Genomic DNA, 22,466 nt, shown 5'->3' with positions numbered 1-22,466 from the left:
AGACAGCAAAAACCGTAAGGTTAAATTGTAAAGAATGTAAATTCGTCGCGAATAGTAACGTTTCGCAATTGATACAAATACCTGTTTACCCTATATTCCGCGACCTCAAATCCTTGGGGAGGGGAATTCACATGTCACGCCAATTACAACAATCGCCGGTCAGTTCACCACGTTTGCTCGCCTCTGCCATTGGCATGGCGATCACTGCCGGCTCCGCTGGGCACATGGTGTTCGCTGCCGAGAAGACTGACGAAAAAGCCTCGGGCAATGCGATTTCCCTGGACGCCACCAGCGTGGTTGGCGAGGAACAAGACACCTCCTACAAGACCGACACCTCGGCTTCGAAAAAATACACCGCACCGCTGCGCGAGACGCCGAAAAGCGTCACCGTGATTCCGCAACAAGTGATCCGCGACACCGGCGCCACCAGCCTGGTCGACGCATTGCGCACCACGCCGGGCATCACCTTCGGTGCCGGTGAAGGCGGCAACCCGGCCGGCGACCGTCCGATCATTCGCGGCTTCAACGCTGAAAGCGATGTGTTCGTCGACGGCATGCGCGACCCGGCGTCCCAGAGCCGTGAAATATTCGACGTTGAATCCGTCGAAATCAGCAAAGGCCCGGGCTCGGCCTTCACCGGCGCCGGTTCCACCGGTGGCAGCCTGAACCTGGTGAGCAAGACCGCCAAACTGGGCAACTTCTACAATGGCGGCTTCACTTGGGGTTCGGACCAGACCAAGCGCACCACCCTCGACCTGAACCAACAGATCAACGACACCTCGGCCTTCCGTTTGAACCTGATGAAGCACGAAGCCAACGTCGCCGGGCGTGACGGCGTGGACGTCAGCCGCTGGGGCGTGGCGCCGACCTTCTCCTTCGGCCTGGGCACCGACACCCGAGTGACCGTCGGTTACTACCACGTCGAAACCGACGACATGCCGGACTACGGCGTGCCGCTGACCTTGAGCCCGAACCGCAGCAAGTACCACGTCGACAAACCGGCCAACGTCAATAAAGACAATTTCTACGGCCTCACCGGTCGCGATTATCGCCAGACCGAAAACGACAGCGGCACGATCAAGATCGAACACGATCTGAATGAAGACCTGACCGTTTCCAACAGCTTCCGCATGTCCCGTTCGACCCTCGACTACATCGTCACCAACCCCGACGACAGCAAGGGCAACGTGGCCAACGGCAGCGTTTACCGTGGCTCGAAAAGCCGTAACTCGACGTCCAGCGGCTGGGTCAACCAGACCGACCTGAGCGCCAAGTTCAACACCGGCGCGATCGAACACAGCCTGGTCACTGGCCTGGAGTTTTCCTATCAGGACACTCACAACCGCCCGTATATCCTGACCTCCACGGCTGCCGGCACCACTTGCAACCGCGCGTTGTTCAACTCCGGCGACTGCACCAACCTGTACAAGCCGACGCCTGGGGATAACTGGTCGGGCTCCATCAAAGACAGCAATGCCTTCACCGACACCGACACCAAGACCGCTGCGGCTTATGTGTTCGATACGCTGAAGTTCAACGAGCAATGGTCCCTGAACCTGGGCCTGCGTTACGACAACTACCAGACCGAATCCAGCGGCTACGCCAATGCCGGTCGTACCACCCCGGCGGGCAGTTTCTCCCGGGAGAACACCACCGACCTGGTCAACTACCAGATCGGCGTGGTCTACAACCCGCTGCCTAACGGTAGCGTGTACGCGGCCTACTCCACTTCCAGCAACCCGGCCGGTGAAACCAGCGGTAACGGCAGCCTGGAACTGGCAGCGAACAACAGCGACCTGGACCCGGAAAAGAACCGCAACTACGAGATCGGCACCAAGTGGGACTTCTTCGGCGACGACCTGTCGCTGACCGCCGCACTGTTCCGCACCGAGAAAACCAACGCCCGTATCGACGATCCGGACGGCGCCACCACCCAAGTGCTGGACGGCGAACAAACCGTCAACGGTCTGGAGCTGACCTACACCGGCAAACTGACCCGTAACTGGAAAGTCTTCGGCGGCTATACCTACATGGAAAGCGAAGTGGTCAAGACCACCCTCGCCGCCGACAAAGGCAACCATATGCCGAGCACGCCACGGAACAACTTCACCCTGTGGTCGACCTACGACCTGATCCCGGAAAAGTTGACCATTGGCGGCGGCGCGACCTTCGTCGATTCGCAGTTCGGCAACGTCGCCAACTCGGTGGAGATCCCGTCCTACTGGCGCTACGACGCCATGGCCAGCTACGCGCTGACCAAGAACGTCGACCTGCAACTCAACGTACAGAACCTGACCGACAAGCGTTATTTCGACCAGGTGTTCCAGACGCACTACGCCCACGTGGCGGCGGGCCGTACCGCCCTGCTGAGTGCGAACTTCCACTTCTGATTGCCAGCCACACCGCAATCCCCCTGTGGGAGCGAAGCTTGCTCGCGAAGGCGTCGTGTCAGTCGACATCGAAACTGCCTGACACACCGCTTTCGCGAACAAGCTTCGCTCCTACAGGGAATGCGGCGGACATCAGGACCAGGCCCCGTTCATTCAATTGAACGGGGCTTTTGTACGTAATAAAGAATGTTTCTCGACAACCCACGGCATAATGCGCGCCGTGATGATTACTTTCGAACGAACAAGGCGAGCGACGTGTTGAAGAAAACCCTGTTCCAGTTGCACTGGTTTTTTGGCATCAGTGCCGGACTGGTCCTGGCCCTGATGGGCATAACCGGTGCGGCCTATTCGTTCCAGGATGAAATCCTGCGGGCGCTGAATCCCTCTGTGTTGCAGGTGGAGAAGCAGGTCGCCGGTGTCTTGCCACCCGCCGAGTTGGTTGAGCGCATCGAAGCCACCTCCGGCAAGAAAGTCTCGATGCTCTGGGTCGAGACCGACAGCGGCAACGCCGCGCGCGTGATCTTCACCCCGCCACCGGGCGAACGTCGCGGTGAGATGCGCTACTTCGACCCGTACACCGCCGAATTCCTCGGTGACGCCACCGGCCAGGACTTCTTCGGCCTGATGCTGCAACTGCACCGGTTCCTCGCCATGGGCGACACCGGTCGGCAGATCACCGGCGCCTGCACGCTCATCCTGGTGTTCTTCTGCCTGTCCGGCCTATACCTGCGCTGGCCGCGCCAATGGAACAAGTGGCGCGCCTGGCTGACCCTGGACTGGAAGAAAAAAGGCCGCAGCTTCAATTGGGATCTGCACTCGGTGGCGGGCACCTGGTGCCTGGTGTTTTACCTGTTGGCCGCGCTGACCGGGTTGTCCTGGTCCTACGAGTGGTACAACAAGGGACTGACCAAGTTGCTGTCCGACGCGCCGCAGAACGAGCGGGTTCGCAATCGAGGCCCGGCGCCGAGCGGTCCTGCGCCGAGCGCCGATTACGCAGCAATGTGGAGCAGCATCTACAGCGCCGCCGGCCCTAACCTGTCCGCCTACAACATCCGCATGCCGCCCCTGGCCGGCCAACCGGCGACCGTGTTCTACCTGTTGAACACCTCGCCCCATGACCGCGCATTGAACGAGATCAGCCTCGATCCGGCGACCGGCATCGTCAAACGCCACGACCGCTACAGCGACAAGAGCTTCAAGGCGCAGCTGCTGACCAGTATCTACGCGCTGCACACCGGCAGTTATTTCGGCATCGTCGGTCGGGTCATCCTGACCGTCACAGCGCTGACCATGCCGCTGTTTTTCGTCACGGGCTGGCTGCTGTACCTGGATCGTCGGCGCAAGAAACGCCAGATCAAGGACGCGCGTAAAGGCCTCGTGCAACCGGGCAGTGATGCGCCGGCGTGGCTGATCGGTTTCGCCAGTCAAAGCGGGTTCGCCGAGCAACTCGCGTGGCAGACCGCCGGGCAATTGCAGGCCGCCGGGTTGCCGGTGAAGGTGCAGCCACTGGCGAGTGTCAGCGAGCAGGATTTGCGCGATTCGAGCAATGCGCTGTTCGTGGTCAGTACCTTTGGCGACGGTGAAGCGCCGGACAGTGCCCGGGGTTTCGAACGCAAAGTGCTGAGCCAGGCGTCGAGCCTGGAAAGCCTGAACTATGCGGTGCTCGGTCTGGGTGACCGCCAGTATCAACACTTCTGCGGTTTCGCCCGACGCTTGCACACCTGGCTCGGCGAACACGGCGGCAAGACCCTGTTTGCCCCGGTGGAAGTCGACAGCGGCGACCCCTACGCCTTGCGTCACTGGCAGCAGCAACTCGGCCTGGTGACCGGACAGGCGCCGGTAGACACCTGGCAAGCGCCCAGCTACGACAACTGGACGCTGACCCGTCGCGAACTGATGAACCCCGACAGCTGCGGCTCGCCGGTGTACAAGATCGGCCTCAGCGCCCCGAACACCAGCAGTTGGCTGGCCGGGGACCTGGTGGAAGTCATGCCGCGCAATTGTCCGTGGGCGATCGAGCACTTCCTCGATGGCTTGGGGATTGATGGCCGCGCCATGGTTGAGCTCGATGGTCTGTCGCAACCTTTGGACCAGGCCCTCGCCAGTCGGCAAATGCCGGAGAACCGCGCGCACCTGGTCGGCCTGCATGCCCAGGCGCTGGTGCAGGCCTTGGTGCCGCTGGCGATGCGCGAATATTCCATCGCCTCGATCGCCGCCGACGGCATTCTGGAACTGATCGTCCGCCAGGAAGTGCACCCCGATGGCAGCCTCGGCATCGGCTCCGGCTGGCTCACCGAACATGCGCCCGTGGGCGGCAGCATCAGCCTGCGAGTGCGGCGTAACAGCGGTTTCCATCTGCCGACCGAACCCGTGCCGATGATCCTGCTGGGCAACGGCACCGGTTTGGCCGGGCTGCGCAGTTTGCTCAAGGCACGCATTGCCGACGGGCAACAACGGCATTGGCTGCTGTTTGGCGAGCGCCAGCGCGAGCACGATTATTTATGCCGCGATGAGCTGGAAGGATGGTTGATCGAGGGCGATCTGGAGCGACTGGACCTGGCGTTCTCCCGGGATCAGGCCGAGAAGGTCTACGTCCAGGACCGCCTGCGCGAATCCGCCACCGAGCTGAAGAAGTGGCTGGCCGAGGGTGCCGTGATCTACATCTGCGGCAGCTTGCAGGGCATGGCCTCAGGCGTGGACCACGCGCTCAACGAAATACTCGGGATCGAAGAAGTAGACCGGTTGATCGAACAAGGCCGCTACCGCCGCGACGTCTACTGACACCCACAAATCAGATCCGGCCCTGATCCCTGTAGGAGCGAGGCTTGCCCGCGAAGGCGGTGTGTCATTCAACGGAGATGTTGAATGTTAAGCCGCCTTCGCGGGCAAGCCTCGCTCCTACATTATTGGTTTTGTTGCAGGCGGAAATGAGTCAAACCGGCTGTAACTTCTGCTCAAACACCCCCACCCCATCCAGATCCCGCAGCACAACACTCATCTCCCCGCTTTGCCCATCAATATTCACCTCACCAAAAAACTGAAACCCGGCAAACGGCGAGGTGTTCTGCGCCGGCGGTGCTTTTTCGAATACCACCTCCGGCCCAAAGGTTTTATCCAACGGATTCGGCCCGAAGCTGCCGGCATTCAACGGCCCGGCGACGAACTCCCAGAACGGTTCGAAATCCTGGAACGCCGCGCGATCCGGGTGGTAGTGATGCGCCGCGCAGTAGTGCACGTCCGCCGTCAAAAACACGAAGTTGCGCACCTGCTGCGCGCGCAGGTATCCGAGTAATTCTGCGATTTCCAACTCTCGACCCTGCGCCGTTCCCGGATCACCGTTGGCCACCGCTTCCCAACGCGCCACACCCGGACTGACTTCACCGTCGGGCACGCCGAGGCCAATCGGCATGTCGGCCGCGATGACTTTCCATTGCGCATTCGAGGCTTTCAACGAGGCCTTCAGCCAGTCCAGTTGCTCACGCCCGAGGAACGGTTTTTCACCGCCCAAATTGTCGTCGTTCGCCCCGCGATAACTGCGCATATCCAGCACAAACACATCGAGCATCGGCCCATAGCTGAGCTGGCGATAAATCCGCCCGCCGTTGTCGGCGCTCTGCAATCGCATGGGCGCGTATTCGAGCCAGGCTTGGCGCGCACGGCCGACGAGGCTGTGGATATCTTTGCTCTTGTAGCGCTCGTCCAGCTGCTTGCCCGGCGACCAGTTGTTCACCACTTCGTGGTCGTCCCACTGCCAGATCTGCGGTACTTCGGCGTTGAAGCGGCGGATGTTTTCGTCCATCAGGTTGTAACGATAATTGCCGCGGTATTCGTCGAGGGTTTCGGCGACTTTGCTCTTGGCTTCGCTGGTGATGTTGCGCCACACCCGACCGCTCTCGGTGGTCAGTTGCGCCGGCACCGGGCCGTCAGCGTAGATGGTGTCGCCGCTGTGGATAAAGAAGTCCGGCAGACGCAGGCGCATGGCTTCGTAGATGCGCATGCCGCCGATGTCCGGGTTGATGCCGAAGCCCTGGCCGACGGTGTCGCCGCTCCAGACGAAACGCAGATCGCGCCGGGTCGTCGGTACGCTGCGCAGGTGGCCGAACCAGGGTTCGCTGCTCGTTCCGTTTTGGGCGTCTTCGAAGTGCACACGATAAAAGATCGCCTGATCGGCGGGCAGGCCAGTGAGTTCGACACGAGCGGTAAAGTCAGTGCGCGAATCCGCCAGGGGCGAAACGAAACGACGGGGGTTGGTGAACAGGCTGCGGGTGTCCCACTCCACCACCATCCGCGCGGGACGGTCGCTGCGGCTCCAGACCATCGCACGGTCGCCCAGCAAGTCGCCGGACTGCACGCCGTCGGTGAGTTGCGGCCGATCCTTGACCGAGGCGATCACCGCCGGGGCCAGGCCGGGCAGCAACAAACCGGCGCCGACGGCTTGCATGACACGCCGGCGGCCGAGGTTGAATTCGCTCATGGTGTTCTCCCTGAAAAAAGGGAAACTTAAGCATGTGCGCATGACGCCCGTGTGAAAACACAGTTCCCTTGTGGGAGCGGGCTTGCTCGCGAAGGCGTCGTGTCAGTCAACATCCTTCCCAACTGACAGACAGCCTTCGCGAGCAAGCCCGCTCCCACAGGGGGTTAAGCGTTGACCGGCTCTACCGCCAACTCCACCACTTCCGGCCGCTTGAGCACCGCGTACACCACCGCCGTCAGCAAACTCCCGGCGACAATCGCCAGCAAATAAAGCAGCGCATGGTTGATCGCATTCGGGATCAGCAGCACGAACAATCCACCGTGCGGCGCCATCAGCTTGCAGCCGAAATACATCGACAACGCACCGGTCAGCGCGCCACCCGCGATGCTCGCCGGGATCACTCGCAACGGGTCTTTCGCAGCAAACGGAATCGCGCCTTCAGAGATGAAACACAGACCCAGCACAAACGCCGCTTTGCCGGCCTCGCGCTCGGTCTGGGCGAACTTGCGCCGAGCAATAAACGTAGCGATGCCCAGGCCAATCGGCGGCACCATCCCGGCGGCCATGGTCGCGGCCATCGGTGCATAACTCTGCGACGCCAGCAGCCCTACCGAGAACGCATAAGCCGCCTTGTTGATCGGCCCGCCAAGGTCGACGCACATCATGCCGCCGAGCAGCACACCGAGCAGAATCGCGTTGGTGGTGCCCATGCTGTCGAGGAAGTGCGTGAGCGCTAAAAGCATCTCCGCCACGGGTTTGCCGACCACGTAAATCATCACCAGGCCAGTGAACAGACTCGCGAACAGCGGGATGATCAGGATCGGTTTCAGCGCCTCAAGACTCTGCGGCAACCGCGCATAACGATTGATCGCCTGGGCCGCGTACCCGGCGATAAAACCGGCAATGATCCCGCCGATAAAACCGGCGCCCAAGGTGCTCGCCAGCAGACCACCGATCATCCCCGGCGCCAGGCCCGGACGGTCGGCAATCGAGTAGGCGATGTACCCCGCCAGCAACGGCACCATCAACTTGAACGCGGTCTCGCCGCCGATCTGCATCAGCGCCGCCGCCAGCGTGCCCGGCTCCTTGAACGCGGTGATGCCGAACACAAACGACAGCGCAATCATCAGGCCGCCCGCCACCACCATCGGCAGCATGAACGACACACCGGTCAGCAGGTGTTTGTAGACGCCAGTCTTCTCTTGTTTGGCCGGGCCTTTCGAACCGCTTGAAGCGGTTTCCTGCTTGCCTTCAGCCAAGGCTTTGTTGAGCGTGGCTTCGGCCTGCTTCAACGCGATGCCGGTGCCGCAACGGTAAATCTTCTTGCCGGCGAAACGCTCGGTGGCGACTTCGATATCGCAGGCCAGCAGCACCACGTCAGCGTCGGCAATCGCCGCCGCGCTCAGGGGGTTGCGTGCACCGACCGAGCCTTGGGTTTCGATCTGCAAGTCGTAGCCCAGACGCTTGGCCGCTTGCTGCAAGGCTTCGGCGGCCATGAAGGTGTGGGCAACACCGGTCGGGCACGCGGTGATCGCGACCAGACGCGGGGCGTTTTTAGCGACCTCGGCAGGCTCGGCGACCGCTTCGGTGGCGACGTAGACTTCGGCCTCTTCCGCACCACGGCGCAGTACCGCTTCAACATCTTGCAGGGCCTGGGCCGGGGTGCTGCGGAACACCCGTTTGCCGACGAATCGAGACATATCCACAGGTGCGCTGGTCACCAGCAACACCCACTCGGCGGACTCAATGGTGGCCGCCGACAACTGACGTTCCGGGTGCGCGGCGTCGTTGACTTCGACGCACGTGCTCCAGCCCTGGCGCTGGGCGGCGGCATCGAGCAGCCGAGCGCACAGCACACTGGTGACCATGCCGTTCGGGCAGGCCGTAACAATGGCTAACTTCATGACAACCCCTCTTATTGTTCTGTCAGGAGGCGCACGCGCACGCCCTGTTCGAGTTGCGTCAACTGCGCGGCATCATTGATGCCGAAACCGATTTGCGTGACCGCCATCGCGGCAATCGCCGTGGCGGTGCGCAGGGTTTGTTCAGGCGTATCGGCGCTGAGCAAACCGTGGAGCATTCCCGCCAGCAGCGAATCGCCGGCGCCCACCGTGCTGACCACGCTGACCCTCGGCGGCGTGGCATGCATCGCCGCGCCGACACTGAACCAGTTCACGCCATCGGCGCCGTGGGAAATCACCACGTGCTCGATGCCTTGGGCGTGCAAGCGGCTCGCTGCTTCCGCCTGGGCCGCCACCGACACCACGTCGCAATCGAGCGCGTCCGCGAGTTCCTCGGTGTTCGGTTTGATCAACCACGGCCCCGCCGCCAGCCCTGCACGCAAGGCTTCACCGCTAGTGTCCAAGGCCACGTTCAAACCGAGGTTTTTCAGGCGCACGATCAGCGCCTGCAACCACTGCGGACTGACGCCGCGCGGCAAGCTACCGGCGACCACAACCGCATCATGCCCCGGCGCAATCTGGTCCAACCGATCAAGCAACGCTTGCTGCGCCGCTTCATCGACCTGCGGACCCGGGCCGTTGATGTCGGTAATGCGCCCACTGCTTTCCGCCAGTTTGATATTGCTGCGAGTCTCGCCGGGAACACGGATGAACGCGTCGACAAAACCACGCTTGGCGAACAGCGTTTCGAACGCCTGGAGATTGTCTTCACCGAGAAAGCCACTGACCGTCAGTTGATGCCCGAGATCGGCCAGCACCTGCGCCACGTTCACGCCTTTGCCGGCGGCGTGGGTGTGCATCTCGTCGCTGCGGTTGACCTGACCGGGGGCAAGCACTGGCAACTGGACGGTGAGGTCCAGCGCCGGGTTGAGGGTCAGGGTTAAAATCTTGGCCATTACAGGGCCTCCACTAATGCGCGCACTTCATTGGCGCTGCCCACGGCCAGGGCCTGTTGGGCGAGAATTTGAGTCTGGGCCAGGCTGAGTTCGCGGACGCGTGCCTTGACCTCGGCGATGCTGCGGCCGGACACGCTGAGTTCATCGACACCGAGGCCGACCAGCACCGGCACCGCCAGCGGATCCGCCGCCAGTTCGCCGCACACGCCGACCCATTTGCCATGGGCATGGGCCGCGCGCACGGTGATGTCGATCAGTTGCAGCACGGCTGGATGCAAGCCGTCAGCCTGGGCCGACAGGGTCGGGTGACCACGGTCGATGGCCAGGGTGTATTGGGTCAGGTCGTTGGTGCCGACGCTGAAGAAATCGACTTCCTTGGCCAGCACGGGAGCGAGCAACGCCGCCGACGGCACTTCAATCATGATCCCCAGTTGCAGGTCTGCAACCGGAATTTCCAGACGCAGACGCTCGGTCATGTCCCGGGCCTGGCGCCACTCATCGACGCTGCCGACCATCGGGAACATGATGCGCAACGGACGGTTGTCGGCTGCCCGCAGCAAGGCGCGCAATTGCGCTTCCATGATCTGTGGACGTTGCAGGGTCAGGCGAATGCCGCGCACACCGAGGAACGGGTTTTCTTCCTTGGCGATCGGCCAATACGGCAGTGGTTTGTCCCCGCCAACATCAAGGGTGCGCACCACCAACGGGCGACCGGCCAGGCCATCGAGGACACGACGGTATTCGACTTCCTGGGTGGCCTCGTCCGGCGCTTGCGAGTGCGCCATGAAAATCAGTTCGGTGCGCAGCAGACCAATACCTTCGGCGCCCTGCTCCACCGCGCTGGTGACACCGGCGCTTTCGCCGATGTTGGCGAACACTTCCACGGCGTGGCCGTCGGTGGTCAGCGCCGGTTGATGGCGTTGCTCAGCCGCCGCTTTCAGCCGCAGTTCGCGGGTGTCGCGTTCTTCGGTGGCGCGCTGCAAGGTCGCGGCATCGGCGTCCACGTGCAGGCGACCGCGTTGGCCATCGATCAGCAACGGCGTGCCCGGTGCCAGCAGCAACACCGCTGCACCGGCACCGACCAGCGCAGGAATCCCCAGCGCACGGGCGACGATGGCGCTGTGGGCGGTGGCACCGCCACGTGCGGTGAGGATGCCGGCAACACGCGCCGGGTCGAGACGCGCGACGTCGGACGGACCGACTTCGTCCATCACCAGAATGTACGGTTGCTCCGGTTCGCTCGGGGTTTCGACGCCACACAACTGCGCCAACACCCGGCGACCGATATCGCGCAAGTCAGCGGCGCGTTCGGCGAGCAAAGCGTCTTGCAGGGATTCCTGTTGTTTGGCGGCGGCTTCGATCACCGTCATCCACGCCGCTTCGGCGCTCTCGCCTTGCTTGAGGCGGGTGTCGACTTCGTCGGTCAATTCCGGGTCGTCGAGCATTTCCTGGTGGGTGATGAAGATTTCGCGAATCGCCTTGGATTTGCTGCGCTCGATCAAGCCTTCGATGTCGCGACGGACATCCACCAGCGCTTGTTTCAGGCGTTCGCGCTCGATGGCGGCAGACTCACCGCGCAGCGGATAATCGATGGCTTGCAGCACTTGAATATGCGCCGGGCCGATGGCGATGCCCGGGGCGGCGGCGATGGCCTGGATCAGGCTGCCGGACTTCGGCGCGAGTAGCACTTCGGCGATATCGGCCATCACTTCGCGCTGCTGACTGACTGCCGGCAGCGGCTCGACTTCTTCACCGAGGCCCTCTTCAATGGCCGCCAGCAATGCCGGCAACGCATCGGCGGAGATGCTCGGTTCGGCGATGAATTCCAGCACCTGACCGCGACGTGCGCCGAGGCTCAGCAGTTTGCTCAGGCTCTTCACCGACACCGCGCTGTCCTGGCCATCGACGATGCGCACGCGAATCTCGCCTTCAAAGCTTTTCGCCAATTGCGCGAGGATCTTCGCCGGGCGCGCATGCAAACCGTGGGCGTTTGCCAGGGCGATGCGTGCGCTCGGCCAGTCGGCTGGCACTTCACCGCCGAGTACTTCGAGGACTTTGCGGCTGCTGGTGGCACGGCCCAATTCGTGGCCGCGACCTTCGATCAGCAAGGCGCACAGGCGTTCGAGCAGGGCTTGGTGCGCTTCGCCGAGACTGGCCAGGCAGAACAGACCGCTCAATGGCTGACCGAGGTAACGCATCGGTTTGTCCGGGGTGACGAAGGCCAGGCCCGGACGCTTAACGGTTTGTTCGCTGTGCAGCCACCACAAACCATCGCCCAGCGGCAGCGCTTCGACCTGTTGCAATACGGCGGAGAAACCATTGCTCACGCAATCGGCCTGACGCAGCAAACGCGCACCACGCCAGACCAGTTCTTCGAAATCATCGGCAGACACACCGAGGCCGATCATCTGTGCATCCAGCGCCAGTTCTTGCGGCGCGCCTTGCAGCAGCTTCAGCAGCGCTTCGGCGGAACTGGCGCGACGCAGGGCCTGGCCCAGGTCGGTTTCGCCAAGGGCGCGGGTCAGTAGTTGCAGCAGACGCAGGTGCTCATCGGATTTGGCCGCGATACCGATCGCCAAATAAACGATCTGCCCGTCGCCCCAATCCACGCCTTCAGGAAATTGCATCAGCCGCACGCCAGTGGAAAACACCTGGTCGCGGGTTTCCGGAGTACCGTGGGGGATGGCAATACCTTGACCGAGAAAGGTCGAGCCCTGGGCTTCGCGCGCCTGCAAACCGGCGAGATAACCTTCTGCTACCAGACCATCGGCAACCAGATGCTGGGCCAGCAAGTGCAACGCGGCTGACTTATCCACAGCCGACTGGCCCATGGATATCTGCTCTATGGTGAGCTCGAGCATGCTTTCTCCTTTTTGGCGCCTTGGGACGCCAGGTATTGTTTTGAATGATTCAGCTTAGGCTCTTCGTGATCACATTTGGCGGTTTCGCGGCAGAACCGGTCAAAGGAACCTATAACGCAGAAAATACGCTTGCTGAAACGTTTAATCTAGAATGATTGGCACGTTACTCGATAATGCACCATCCTTGAAGTCCAACTTGTCGGAAGCGTTGCGACATTGGTCGCCTGCTCGAATCGGGTAGGATTGGCGAAAATGTCGGGGCAAGCTCGAAAAAACAAGGAAATCCCGAGTTGAAACTCAGTGATATCGCACAGTTGGCCGGTGTGTCCGTTACCACCGCCAGTTATGTCATCAATGGCAAGGCCACACAGCAACGTATCAGCAGCGCTACCGTCGAGCGTGTGCGTGCCGTGGTCGAGCAACATGGCTTTACACCCAATCCCCAAGCGGCCGGGCTGCGCAGTCGGCACACCCGCACCTTGGGCTTCATCCTGCCGGACCTGGAAAACCCCAGTTACGCACGGATCGCCAAACTCCTGGAGCAAGGTGCCCGGGCGCGCGGCTATCAGTTGCTGATCGCCAGTTCCGACGATGCGCCGGACAGCGAACGGCAATTGCTCAAACTGTTCCGTGCCCGGCGCTGCGACGCGCTGATCGTCGCCAGTTGCCTGCCAACAGACGATGACAGCTATCGTCAGTTGCAGGCCAAAGGCATTCCGATCATCGCCATCGACCGGGTCATGGAGCCCGAGCATTTCTGCTCGGTGATCAGTGACGACCGCGAGGCCAGCCTGCAACTGACCCGCAGCCTGCTCGAACCGTTGCCCAAGCAAATCGCGCTGATCGGCGCCCGCCCGGAACTGAGCATCAGCCAGGAACGGGCCGCCGGTTTCAAAGAAGCGCTGAGCGGGTTCAAAGGTGAAATCCTGATCGAGCACGGCGAGTCGTTCAGCCGCGAGTGCGGCAAGCAGTTGATGGACGAATTGCTCCAGCGCCTGGGGCATTTGCCGGATGCGCTGGTGACCACGTCCTACGTGCTGCTGCAGGGTGTGTTCGACGCCTTGCATGACTTCCCGCTCAAGTCTCGCCCGCTGCGCCTCGGCACGTTCGGCGATACTCAGTTGTTGGATTTCCTGCCGTTGCCGGTCAACGCCATGGCTCAGCAACATCAGTTGATCGCCGACAAAGCGCTGGAACTGGCACTGGCGGCCATCGAACAATCGGATTATCAACCCGGCGTTCAGGCCATCGCGCGGACCTTCAAGCAACGCATCCTTCAGGACTGAGCCGTGGAGCTGATCGACAGCCACACGCATCTGGATTTTCCGGATTTCGACGCCGATCGCTCGGCGTTGTTGGCCGAAAGCCGCGCCCTCGGGGTGCGGCGGATGGTGGTGCTGGGGGTTTATCAGGGCAATTGGCAGCGAGTCTGGGATTTGGTGCAGCGCGATCCGGATCTGCACGCTGCGTTCGGCTTGCATCCGGTGTATCTGGAGGATCATCGCCCCGAAGACCTGACGGCGCTCGGCGACTGGCTGACCCGGCTGGCAGGCCATCGACAGGTGTGCGCGGTGGGCGAGATCGGCCTGGATTACTTTATCGAAACCCTTGATCGCGAACGCCAGCAGTTGTTGTTCGATGCGCAACTGCAACTGGCGGTGGATTTCAATCTGCCGGCGCTGATCCATGTGCGGCGCAGCCATGCGGCGGTGATCGCCACGCTCAAGCGCTTTCGCTTGAAACGCGCGGGCATCATCCATGCCTTCGCTGGCAGCAAGGAAGAGGCGCGGGAATACATCAAACTCGGTTTTAAACTGGGTCTCGGCGGCGCGGCGACCTGGCCTCAGGCGTTGCGCATGCACCGTGTACTCGCCGAGCTGCCACTGGAATCGGTGGTGCTGGAAACCGACTCCCCGGACATGGCGCCCGCCATGTTCCCCGGCCAACGCAACAGCCCGGCGCACCTGCCAGCGATCTGCTCGGCACTGGCCGAGATCATGGTGATCAGCCCCGAACAACTGGCCGCGGTCAGCACGGCCAATGCCTGCGAGTTGTTCAACTGGTAATCAGTCGACGTGGGCCTTGGCCGCCTCAAGCGTGAGGGTGATGTGTTGCCGGTGCCGGTGCCGGGCAAATCGAACCACGGCGAAGTAGACGAAAATCGCCAGCAGCGAAAAATTCAGCTGCTCCATCACACTCAGCAGCCCAACCCACTCCATCACCAACGCCACCAGTAATGCGGTGCAGACCATCACCAGCGTGCTCGCCCTTAACAATGCCAGGGAGTCGAGGGATTTGAAGCGCCTGATCTGCTTGGGATCGTTCAGCTGCAGGGCGTTTTCACAGTGGGAACAGGTAAACGGCTCGTTGATCGCGATGGCGTTGAGTTGCCAGGGCTCCAGCAACAATGTGCGCTGGCAATGGGCGCAGCGACCCAGAATTCCAATCGTAGCGGCAGACATAACCGGGCCTCCTCAGGGCAAGTCGAAGAGATGGATCTTGCTTCATTGAAGACCAAAAACCAGAGCGCGCAGGAAAACAGGAAATGACGTACTGGCGATGGGAAGAAGTACTACAGATTGTTCGGTACGGACGTTGGAACACATCCCCCTGTGGGAGCGGGCTTGCTCGCGAAGGCGGTGTGTCAGTCAAGGAAGATGTCGACTGACACACCGCCTTCGCGAGCAAGCCCGCTCCCACATTTGATCCGGTTTATGTTTCAGACCCGGAACGCGCTGATCAATTGTTTCAACTCCACCACCTGCGCCGACAATGCGCGGCTGGCGTTCTCGGTCTGGTGCGCGCCCTCGGCCGTACGCTCGCCAGCACGGTTGATTTCGACGATGTTCTGGTCGATGTCATGCGCCACAGCGGTTTGCTGTTCCACGGCGGCGGCGATCTGCTGGTTCTGGTCGACGATCATGCCTACGGCGCCGAGGATATTTTCCAGGGCCTGTTGGACCTTTTCCGACTGACCAACGGTGCCGTTGGCCATCTGATGGCTGACGCCCATGGCTTTGACTGCCGCGCCAACACCGCCGTGGAGCTTGGCGATCATCTGCTCGATTTCTTCGGTCGATTGCTGGGTGCGCTTGGCCAGCGTGCGAACCTCATCCGCCACCACCGCAAAGCCCCGGCCCTGCTCTCCCGCCCGTGCCGCTTCGATGGCCGCGTTCAGTGCCAACAGGTTGGTCTGCTCGGCGATGCTTTTGATCACTTCCAGCACCCGACTGATGGACTGGCTGTCGCTGGCCAGTTGATTGATCACCAGTACCGACTGGTCAATCTCGCCAGCCAGTGCCGCAATGCTGCCCTGCTGGGACTCCACCAACCCGCGCCCGCTGAGGGTTTCGTCGTTGACGCTGTGGGCGCTGCTGACCGCTGCTGCCGCACTGCGCGCCACTTCCAGCGAGGTGGCGGACATCTGGTTCATGGCGGTGGCGACCTGTTCGATCTGACTGCGCTGCCCGGCCACGGCCTGGTTGCTCTGGGCGGAAACGCTTTCCACCTGACCGGCCTGACGCTCGACTTCGCCGACGGTCTGCCCGACTCGCTCGATCAAGTCGTGGATTTTCTTCACCGTGCCGTTGAACACCTCGCCCAACTCGCCCAGTTCATCGCGGCTGTGGGCGCTGAAGGTCACGGTCATGTCGCCGGCCGCCACTTTGTCCATCACCGCGCCCAAGCGCTTGAGGGTGGTGCGGGTCGAGTAGTAAAAACCGCCGTAGAGATAAAAGATCAGCACAAACACCACCGACAGTGCCACGGCCTGCATGACCATGTGGGTGCGGTTCTGCTCCAGCCGCTGCTGCAACTGGCTGCCGAGGAACTTCAAGGTCGCTTCATTGAGCTGGTAGGTCTGGTCCATCAGGCCGGTGACCTGATCGTAGAACGCTTGCCACGGCGCATCGAGGGTGTCGGCCATCACCACTTGTTCTTCGAACAGTTCGCTGGCCTTTTTCAGCGACGCCTTGCTGCTGTCAGCCTGCGCGGCCAGGGTTTCGTTCGCGGCTTTGCTGGAGCCCAACGCGTCGTGCAACTTCAGCCCATATTCCGCCTGAAGCTTTTCGATCTGCGCCAGCAATTCGTCGAAACGCGTACTCGACGCCGAGTTGAGAAAGCCCTGCCCCAACGACAGCGAGCCCATGGCCCGGCCGTCGCCCAGAAGTTGCGTCACGGGCGGGGTGACATTGGTGATCAGTTCGCTGAGCTGGCGCATGTCGCTCTGGGTATCGCGGCTCAACCCGGCCTGGCTGGCAATGATCTGACTGAAAATCTGTGCGTTACCGAGCAACTTGCCGATCAGCGCACTTTTGCTTTGCAGGGAGTTTTCCGCTTGCTGGGCCTTGAACGCGGCGATCATTTCATCGCGTTTGCCATCGAAAACCGTGATCTGTTCCGGGTCGATGCTCATCGACGTCAGGCCTTGCAGGCGCGTCATAACGCTTTGTTCGAGAGCGCTGATCTTGGTCTCGACATCGCCGGCCTTGCCGGACTGCCCGAGGGTGACGTTGATTTGCACGAGGTTGTTCAGGGTTTCCAGATCCCGACGCAGGGTCAGGCTGCTGCCCAGCAGATCGAGGCTTTGCAATTCGACGCGGGTGCCCTGGAATTCACGATAGGAATCGCGCACCAGGTAAAAGTTGGTCACCAGCATCGGCACCAGGAACAGCACGCTGATCAGGCTGAACTTCATGCCGAAGCTCAGGCGGTTCATCAGCGCGACAGCGGGATAGAGCAAGCTCTTCACTGTGAAGTCTCCCTTGGATTTCTTATTTTTATTGGCAGGCGCACAGATACAGCAGATAGCCACTATTGGGCGCTATCTCTGTATAGCTCAAATCGGAGGGAGGTTTTGTAACTTAAGGTTAACGAAAAAGATCGTAGCCTTCGGCAACTCCTACATGGATCGTGTACACCCGATATCCGGATGCACACGTACCTGTTGGAGCTGCCGAAGGCTGCGATCTTTTGGCTTTATGCAATTCAGGGAAGGACCGTCCACAACGCAAACCCGGCATACCACAGCACCGCCGCTCGCAGCAGCAATTCCCAGATGCGGTCCAGGCTGTTGATGCCATCCGGCCCGACCACCGGCGCCGGAATTTCCCCGGCCACCAGCCCGACCTTTTCGATCAACTGGGCGGCGCTGATGTTCCAGTTCAGCAGCTCATGCAACATCACTCGACCGACCGCGACAAAATTGCCGACCAGGGCAAAACTCGCCGCCAGCAAGCGCACCGGCACCCAATCGAAGGCGTGGCGCAGTTGTGCGGCGCGTTCGACCACTGCCGGGTTCTGCCCGTGTTCTTCGGCCAGGGCGAGCAAGCGATAGCTCAACGCAGCTACCGGTCCCAGCAGGAAGTACCAGAAAATCACTGCGAAAAAGCTCTGATAGGCCTCCCACAACAGATGCCCTTGAACCCGCTCCAGCAGTTGCTCTCCACTGTCGGCGCAGATGTCCAGGTCACGCTTGGCCACATGGGCGGCGGCTTGCAGGTCTTCACGGCGCCAGGCGTCGCGAAACGGACCGAGCCCGCCGAGCAGATCGCCGCGCCCCAGGCTGTAAATCACCACCAGCAAATGCACCGGCAACGCCAGCAAGCCATAGGCCACGGGCTCGAGCACCACCAGCAGCAAACCTAGCAGCGCCACCGGCAACAACACCAATATCAGCAACACCAGCCACGGTTGGTCTTTCAGACGTGGGTTGGCTTCAAGCTTGTGCAACTCGCGTACCCAACCGCCATCACGTTGAACCCGATGGCGCAGGGCCGAGAACTTCTCGATCCAGACAGCCAACAGCAACACCAGAAAACTCATTGTTGTTCCTCTTTTGCCAAAGCGGCGCGGTAGCGTGCCCAATCGAACGCCGGTCCCGGGTCAGTCTTGCGCCCGGGCGCGATGTCGCTATGCCCGCAAATACGCTGTGCGGTAATGCCCGTGAAAGCGCTTTGCAATTGTCGGGTCAGGGTGGTCAACGCCTGATATTGCGCGTCGGTAAACGGCAGATCATCCGTGCCTTCGAGCTCGATGCCCACGGAAAAATCATTACAGACTTCGCGCCCGTCAAAACTCGAGACGCCGGCATGCCAAGCGCGCTCAAGACAGGAGACAAACTGAGTCACCGTGCCGTCACGTTCGATCAGAAAATGCGCAGACACCCGCAGGTCAGCGATCCCTTCAAAGTAGGGATGCTCCGTGACATCCAGGCGATTCTGGAAAAATTCCTGCACCTTGCCCGTGGCGAACTGCGCCGGCGGCAGGCTGATGTTGTGGATCACCAGCAGGGAGATTTCATCTGAGGGGCGCGCATTGAAGTTGGGCGAGGGGCATATGTTTACGCCCTGGCACCAACCGCTCGCGGGGTCCAACTGCATACAGGTTCCTTCAACGACGACCGTGTTGGCGCCCAGTATGCCGCGATAGACCCTCGGGGCGCGATCACTTGGCGTGATTGAGGCGCCGCAAGTTGCCGATCACCGATTCCAAGGCCCGATCGAACAGCAACGTATCGTCCAGCGTGCGCACCACGCCACGGCGGAATTCCAGGGCCAGCCCGGTGCGGCTGCGCTCCAGCACTTTCATACCGGTGCGGTTGACGAAAATGTACTTACCGGTGGCTTCAATGATCGCCGCGAGTTTGCAGCGCAAGGTGTTTTCTTCATCTTCCTGAAATTCGACCCAGCAACCCAGGCGCAGTTGATCGACCTGAAGCAGGCCCGCATCGTCCGCGGGTAAACGCGCCGAGGCCGTTTCGATCGGGCCTTCATCGGCGGTGCGCAGCACGATTTCCTCGCGCACTTCGACCATCACTGGCGCATCCGCCTGCTCCGGCGTCAGGGTTGGGCGTTCGAACAGCTGAACGTGCAAGGCTTCCAGCTCACTGAAAAACTCGCTGGTGGCAAAGGGATCGAACGCCGAGCTGCTCAGGCCGTCGCGCAGGGATTTAAGCAACCCCGGCACCATCGACAGCAAACGCAGGCTTGCATCGGCTTCCTCATGGCGCTGCACGCTCCAGATCAACTGCGCCATGGTCTGCACATCGGCGTGCCATTCAGCGGACTGATCGCCGTGCTTGAGGCAGGTCAGCAACAGCACCTTGCTCCACGCGTCCTGGACGAACCCCACCACCCCTTGCGGCAGTAACTTGCCCAACAAGGCCTCATTCAACGCCTGCTCGACCCGCTGACGCGCCAGTTCAGTCTTGGCCCGGCCTTCTTCGGCGTCGCGGGTGCGCTGTTCCAGCAGTTCGCTGCGACGGCGTTCGTCACTGGTAAAGGCCAGGAAGTCCGCCAGCAACTCAGAGAAAATCGCCGGGTCATCGACAAAGTCATTCAACAGCCGCTGCACCACTTGCTCGATGCGCAGGTACAAGGTGTCGCGCTCATGATCGTCGCACTCGCCCCAGCCCATGGCCGCGTCGGCGATTTCGTTGAGCAGGCGACGCGCCGGATGGCTGCTGCGGCTGAAAAAGCTCTTGTCGAGCACCGCGACTTTCAGCATCGGGATCTGCAAGCGTCCGATCAACGCCTTGAGGGAATCCGGCAGATTGCGGTCATCGAGAATGCATTCGAAGAGCATCGCGATCAGGTTGATAACGTCCTCGTCAGCGACCCCGACCACCCGGGACTTGCCACTTTTGACGCTGACCCGGGTCAGCAGTTGTTCGAGCTGGTTGCGCAGGTCGAAGTCATCTTGAGCCGCCAGCGCCGGGACGTACTGCTGCAAGTGTGACAGCAGGCGCAGCAGGTCGCGGGTGGAAATCGGCTGGGCCGGGGCACTGGCTTCGAGCGTCGGCGCGACACTGCCGCGCACGTGAAACAGCAGTTCCTGCAACGCGGCGAAGACTTCCTGCACGCTGTCATCAATGTGCGCACTGCCGGACCGGACAACCGCATCAACGGGTTCGGCATGCGCGCTGGCCGCCGCACGATCCGCGGCGCGCCGTGCCGGAGCGGGCTTGAGCTCGGGCAGCACGCCGGTGGCGATCAGCAGTTGGTTGGCTTCGGCGTAGAGCTGATCGGCGCTGCTGAGCACATAACGCTCGAACAGCTTGAGGATGATCAGCTTGACCTTGATCTCCACGCCCAGATTGCGCCCGGCCTGCAGGAAATATTCGCACAGCATCGCCGGGCCCAGCGGGTTGTGCTGCTCAAGCAATTCCTTGCCCAACAGCACGCTGAGCCGCGTGGTCAGTTGATCGAGGGCGAAACCTTCCCGGTTCATCACCTTGCTGACCATGCCTTCCACGGCCACGTTGCGCTCCAGGTCGTCACTGGGCAGCGCTGCGCTGGCGTCGAATGCCAATGCCTGGGGCAAAGCTGACTGGGAAATGTCGTATTGCGTGAGGCTGATGAACGCCTCGAAGAATTGTTCGAGAAACCCGCGCTCAATGCTTTTGCGTTTGAGGCGCAAGTCGCGCATGGCTTCGAAAAAGATGTTCTGTTCGACGTCGTTGCGGGCCCGGTCGGCCATTTCGAACAGGGTGTCGTCGGCGTTATCGAACAGTTCCTGCAAACCATGCCGCAGCTGTTGCGCAGCCTTGTCGCGAACCTGAAGCAGAATCACAGGCAGGCGGGCGAGCGGCGAGTGAGTCGCCTGGTCGGTAGCTGCCTTGTGCAAAGGCACTACATTCCCGTCGTTGTGCATCCAAGCCTCCTGGAACGGTGATGCTTCGGTTCGTTGAGAAAGATCGATTTGCGCAAGCCGCACAGCCGACGCCCAACGGGGAACAGTGCCCACCCGCTGTCATTCAATAATCGGGGACCCAAAGGGGCGTCAAAGCTATGACGTCAAATGCAAGGCGGATTATCTGCAAAACAGGCCGCTTGTGCCAGCGGACTCTACGCTTCACATTGAAATAGACGTACAGAGCAGACCCTGGCTTAGCGGCAAATGCTCACGCGAATCGACCAAATGCAGGTTTCAGAGCGATCTGGGCACCCGGCATGCCTTGGGTTGCTTCGCGCCATGGCCCTATAATCGAGCCACTTTGTTTGTGGAGCCCGTTATGCCGAATCTACGTCTCGCCGATTTGACCGCCGAAATCGAAGCCAACGTGCGCCGTGCGTTGCTCGAAGATATCGGCAGCGGCGACATCACCGCGCAACTGATCCCGGCCGAACGACTGGCCAAAGCCACCATCATCACCCGCGATGCGGCCGTCATTGCCGGCACCTCTTGGGTCGATGCCGTTTTCCGGCAACTGGACCCGCGGGTGGCGGTGCACTGGCAAGTGCGCGATGCCGAACGGGTGCAACCCAATCAACCGCTGTTCCACCTCGAAGGCCCGGCGCGCTCGCTGCTGACGGGTGAGCGTTGCGCGCTGAATTTCCTGCAACTGCTGTCTGGCGTGGCCACTCGCGCGCAGTTTCTGGCGGATTTCGTCGCCGAGACTCAGGTGAAGCTGCTGGACACGCGCAAAACCCTGCCAGGGCTGCGTCTGGCGCAAAAGTACGCCGTGACCTGCGGCGGCTGCCATAACCACCGCATCGGCCTGTATGACGCCTTCCTGATCAAGGAAAACCATATCGCGGCCTGCGGCGGCATCCCTGAAGCGATTAAAGCCGCGCACAAGATTGCCCCGGGCAAGCCGGTGGAGATCGAAGTGGAAAGCCTGGATGAGCTGAAGGAGGCCCTGGAGGCCGGTGCCGACATCATCATGCTCGACGAACTGAGCCTGGACGACATGCGCGAGGCGGTGCGCCTGAACGGCGGCAAAGCCAAACTGGAGGCCAGCGGCGGGATCAACGAAAGCACGTTGCTGCCAATCGCCGAAACCGGGGTGGATTACATCTCCATTGGTGCGATGACCAAGGATGTGAAGGCAGTCGATCTGTCGATGCGACTCAGCCTCTGATCAAACAATGTGGGAGCGGGCT

The 22,466-nt window shown here is 61.4% G+C and carries 14 protein-coding genes; 5 read left to right on the top strand and 9 right to left on the bottom strand.

All coding sequences use genetic code 11. The features are described 5' to 3' along the window. The first annotated feature begins 131 nt into the window (after window positions 1-131). On the top strand, window positions 132-2,390 hold the full coding sequence (locus tag LOY68_RS04425; RefSeq protein ID WP_054050004.1) for a TonB-dependent receptor: 2,259 nt from the start codon (window positions 132-134) through the stop codon (window positions 2,388-2,390). Window positions 2,391-2,645: 255 nt separating this feature from the next. Beyond that, entirely contained in the window at window positions 2,646-5,171 is a 2,526-nt protein-coding gene (locus LOY68_RS04420; RefSeq protein WP_265043144.1) for a sulfite reductase flavoprotein subunit alpha, read from the top strand. A gap of 151 nt (window positions 5,172-5,322) precedes the next feature. Here the strand turns inward: LOY68_RS04420 and LOY68_RS04415 are convergent, their stop codons facing one another. From LOY68_RS04415 to ptsP, 4 genes are all read right to left on the bottom strand, one after another. Next, window positions 5,323-6,864: an alkaline phosphatase D family protein gene (locus tag LOY68_RS04415; RefSeq protein ID WP_265043142.1), complete on the bottom strand. Its 1,542-nt coding sequence runs from the start codon at window positions 6,862-6,864 to the stop codon at window positions 5,323-5,325. A gap of 164 nt (window positions 6,865-7,028) precedes the next feature. Continuing rightward, entirely contained in the window at window positions 7,029-8,768 is a 1,740-nt protein-coding gene (locus LOY68_RS04410; protein ID WP_265043140.1) for a PTS fructose-like transporter subunit IIB, read from the bottom strand. An 11-nt stretch (window positions 8,769-8,779) separates the two neighbouring features. After that, a complete protein-coding gene (gene pfkB, locus LOY68_RS04405; RefSeq protein WP_265043138.1) occupies window positions 8,780-9,721 on the bottom strand; it encodes a 1-phosphofructokinase in 942 nt (313 codons plus the stop codon). Then, a complete protein-coding gene (gene ptsP / locus LOY68_RS04400) occupies window positions 9,721-12,582 on the bottom strand; it encodes a phosphoenolpyruvate--protein phosphotransferase (protein ID WP_265043136.1) in 2,862 nt (953 codons plus the stop codon). Before ptsP ends, pfkB begins: the two co-directional genes overlap by 1 nt. Before the next feature lie 290 nt (window positions 12,583-12,872). Here ptsP and cra point away from each other — a divergent pair, with 290 nt between their 5' ends. Together cra and LOY68_RS04390 are read left to right on the top strand one after the other, a co-directional pair. Beyond that, window positions 12,873-13,868, top strand: coding sequence for a catabolite repressor/activator (gene cra / locus LOY68_RS04395; protein WP_054616158.1), 996 nt, complete (start codon window positions 12,873-12,875; stop codon window positions 13,866-13,868). A gap of 3 nt (window positions 13,869-13,871) precedes the next feature. Beyond that, window positions 13,872-14,648 carry a TatD family hydrolase gene (locus LOY68_RS04390; RefSeq protein WP_265043134.1) on the top strand — a complete coding sequence of 259 codons (777 nt, stop codon included), beginning with the start codon at window positions 13,872-13,874 and terminating at the stop codon, window positions 14,646-14,648. Here the strand turns inward: LOY68_RS04390 and LOY68_RS04385 are convergent, their stop codons facing one another. The 5 genes from LOY68_RS04385 to LOY68_RS04365 form a co-directional block, all read right to left on the bottom strand. Then, window positions 14,649-15,044, bottom strand: a complete 396-nt coding sequence (locus tag LOY68_RS04385; RefSeq protein ID WP_265043132.1) for a hypothetical protein — start codon at window positions 15,042-15,044, stop codon at window positions 14,649-14,651. Window positions 15,045-15,301: 257 nt separating this feature from the next. Further along, window positions 15,302-16,006: a methyl-accepting chemotaxis protein gene (locus LOY68_RS32210; protein WP_413787187.1), complete on the bottom strand. Its 705-nt coding sequence runs from the start codon at window positions 16,004-16,006 to the stop codon at window positions 15,302-15,304. A 1,562-nt stretch (window positions 16,007-17,568) separates the two neighbouring features. After that, a complete protein-coding gene (gene ampE / locus LOY68_RS04375) occupies window positions 17,569-18,405 on the bottom strand; it encodes a regulatory signaling modulator protein AmpE (RefSeq protein ID WP_054050021.1) in 837 nt (278 codons plus the stop codon). Then, window positions 18,402-18,962, bottom strand: coding sequence for a 1,6-anhydro-N-acetylmuramyl-L-alanine amidase AmpD (ampD, locus tag LOY68_RS04370; RefSeq protein WP_054050023.1), 561 nt, complete (start codon window positions 18,960-18,962; stop codon window positions 18,402-18,404). Before ampD ends, ampE begins: the two co-directional genes overlap by 4 nt. Window positions 18,963-19,026: 64 nt before the next feature. Beyond that, complete coding sequence (locus tag LOY68_RS04365; protein ID WP_265043127.1) at window positions 19,027-21,234, bottom strand: DUF1631 domain-containing protein; 2,208 nt, start codon at window positions 21,232-21,234, stop codon at window positions 19,027-19,029. Between the two features lie 361 nt (window positions 21,235-21,595). On the opposite strand from LOY68_RS04365, the gene nadC reads away from it, so the two are divergent. Then, the gene (gene nadC / locus LOY68_RS04360) at window positions 21,596-22,444 is read left to right on the top strand and encodes a carboxylating nicotinate-nucleotide diphosphorylase (protein WP_265043125.1); all 849 of its coding nucleotides are present in this window, start codon (window positions 21,596-21,598) and stop codon (window positions 22,442-22,444) included. Window positions 22,445-22,466: the final 22 nt, after the last annotated feature.

Origin of the sequence: Pseudomonas sp. B21-053 (assembly GCF_026016365.1) — a bacterium.
In the GTDB taxonomy this organism is placed as follows: Bacteria; Pseudomonadota; Gammaproteobacteria; order Pseudomonadales; family Pseudomonadaceae; genus Aquipseudomonas; species Aquipseudomonas nunensis.
Note: the sequence above shows the minus strand (reverse complement) of the source record. Positions and strands in the feature narration are given on the sequence as shown.

Bases quoted from the DNA above. Each gene is read 5' to 3' on its own strand.
- LOY68_RS32210 (WP_413787187.1), bottom strand. From the start codon at position 16,006: ATGTCCGCCACCTCGCTGGAAGTGGCGCGCAGTGCGGCAGCAGCGGTC.
- ampE (WP_054050021.1), bottom strand. From the start codon at position 18,405: ATGAGTTTTCTGGTGTTGCTGTTGGCTGTCTGGATCGAGAAGTTCTCG.
- LOY68_RS04410 (WP_265043140.1), bottom strand. From the start codon at position 8,768: ATGAAGTTAGCCATTGTTACGGCCTGCCCGAACGGCATGGTCACCAGT.
- LOY68_RS04365 (WP_265043127.1), bottom strand. From the start codon at position 21,234: ATGCACAACGACGGGAATGTAGTGCCTTTGCACAAGGCAGCTACCGAC.
- ptsP (WP_265043136.1), bottom strand. From the start codon at position 12,582: ATGCTCGAGCTCACCATAGAGCAGATATCCATGGGCCAGTCGGCTGTG.
- ampD (WP_054050023.1), bottom strand. From the start codon at position 18,962: ATGCAGTTGGACCCCGCGAGCGGTTGGTGCCAGGGCGTAAACATATGC.
- nadC (WP_265043125.1), top strand. From the start codon at position 21,596: ATGCCGAATCTACGTCTCGCCGATTTGACCGCCGAAATCGAAGCCAAC.
- LOY68_RS04425 (WP_054050004.1), top strand. From the start codon at position 132: ATGTCACGCCAATTACAACAATCGCCGGTCAGTTCACCACGTTTGCTC.
- LOY68_RS04385 (WP_265043132.1), bottom strand. From the start codon at position 15,044: ATGTCTGCCGCTACGATTGGAATTCTGGGTCGCTGCGCCCATTGCCAG.
- LOY68_RS04415 (WP_265043142.1), bottom strand. From the start codon at position 6,864: ATGAGCGAATTCAACCTCGGCCGCCGGCGTGTCATGCAAGCCGTCGGC.
- pfkB (WP_265043138.1), bottom strand. From the start codon at position 9,721: ATGGCCAAGATTTTAACCCTGACCCTCAACCCGGCGCTGGACCTCACC.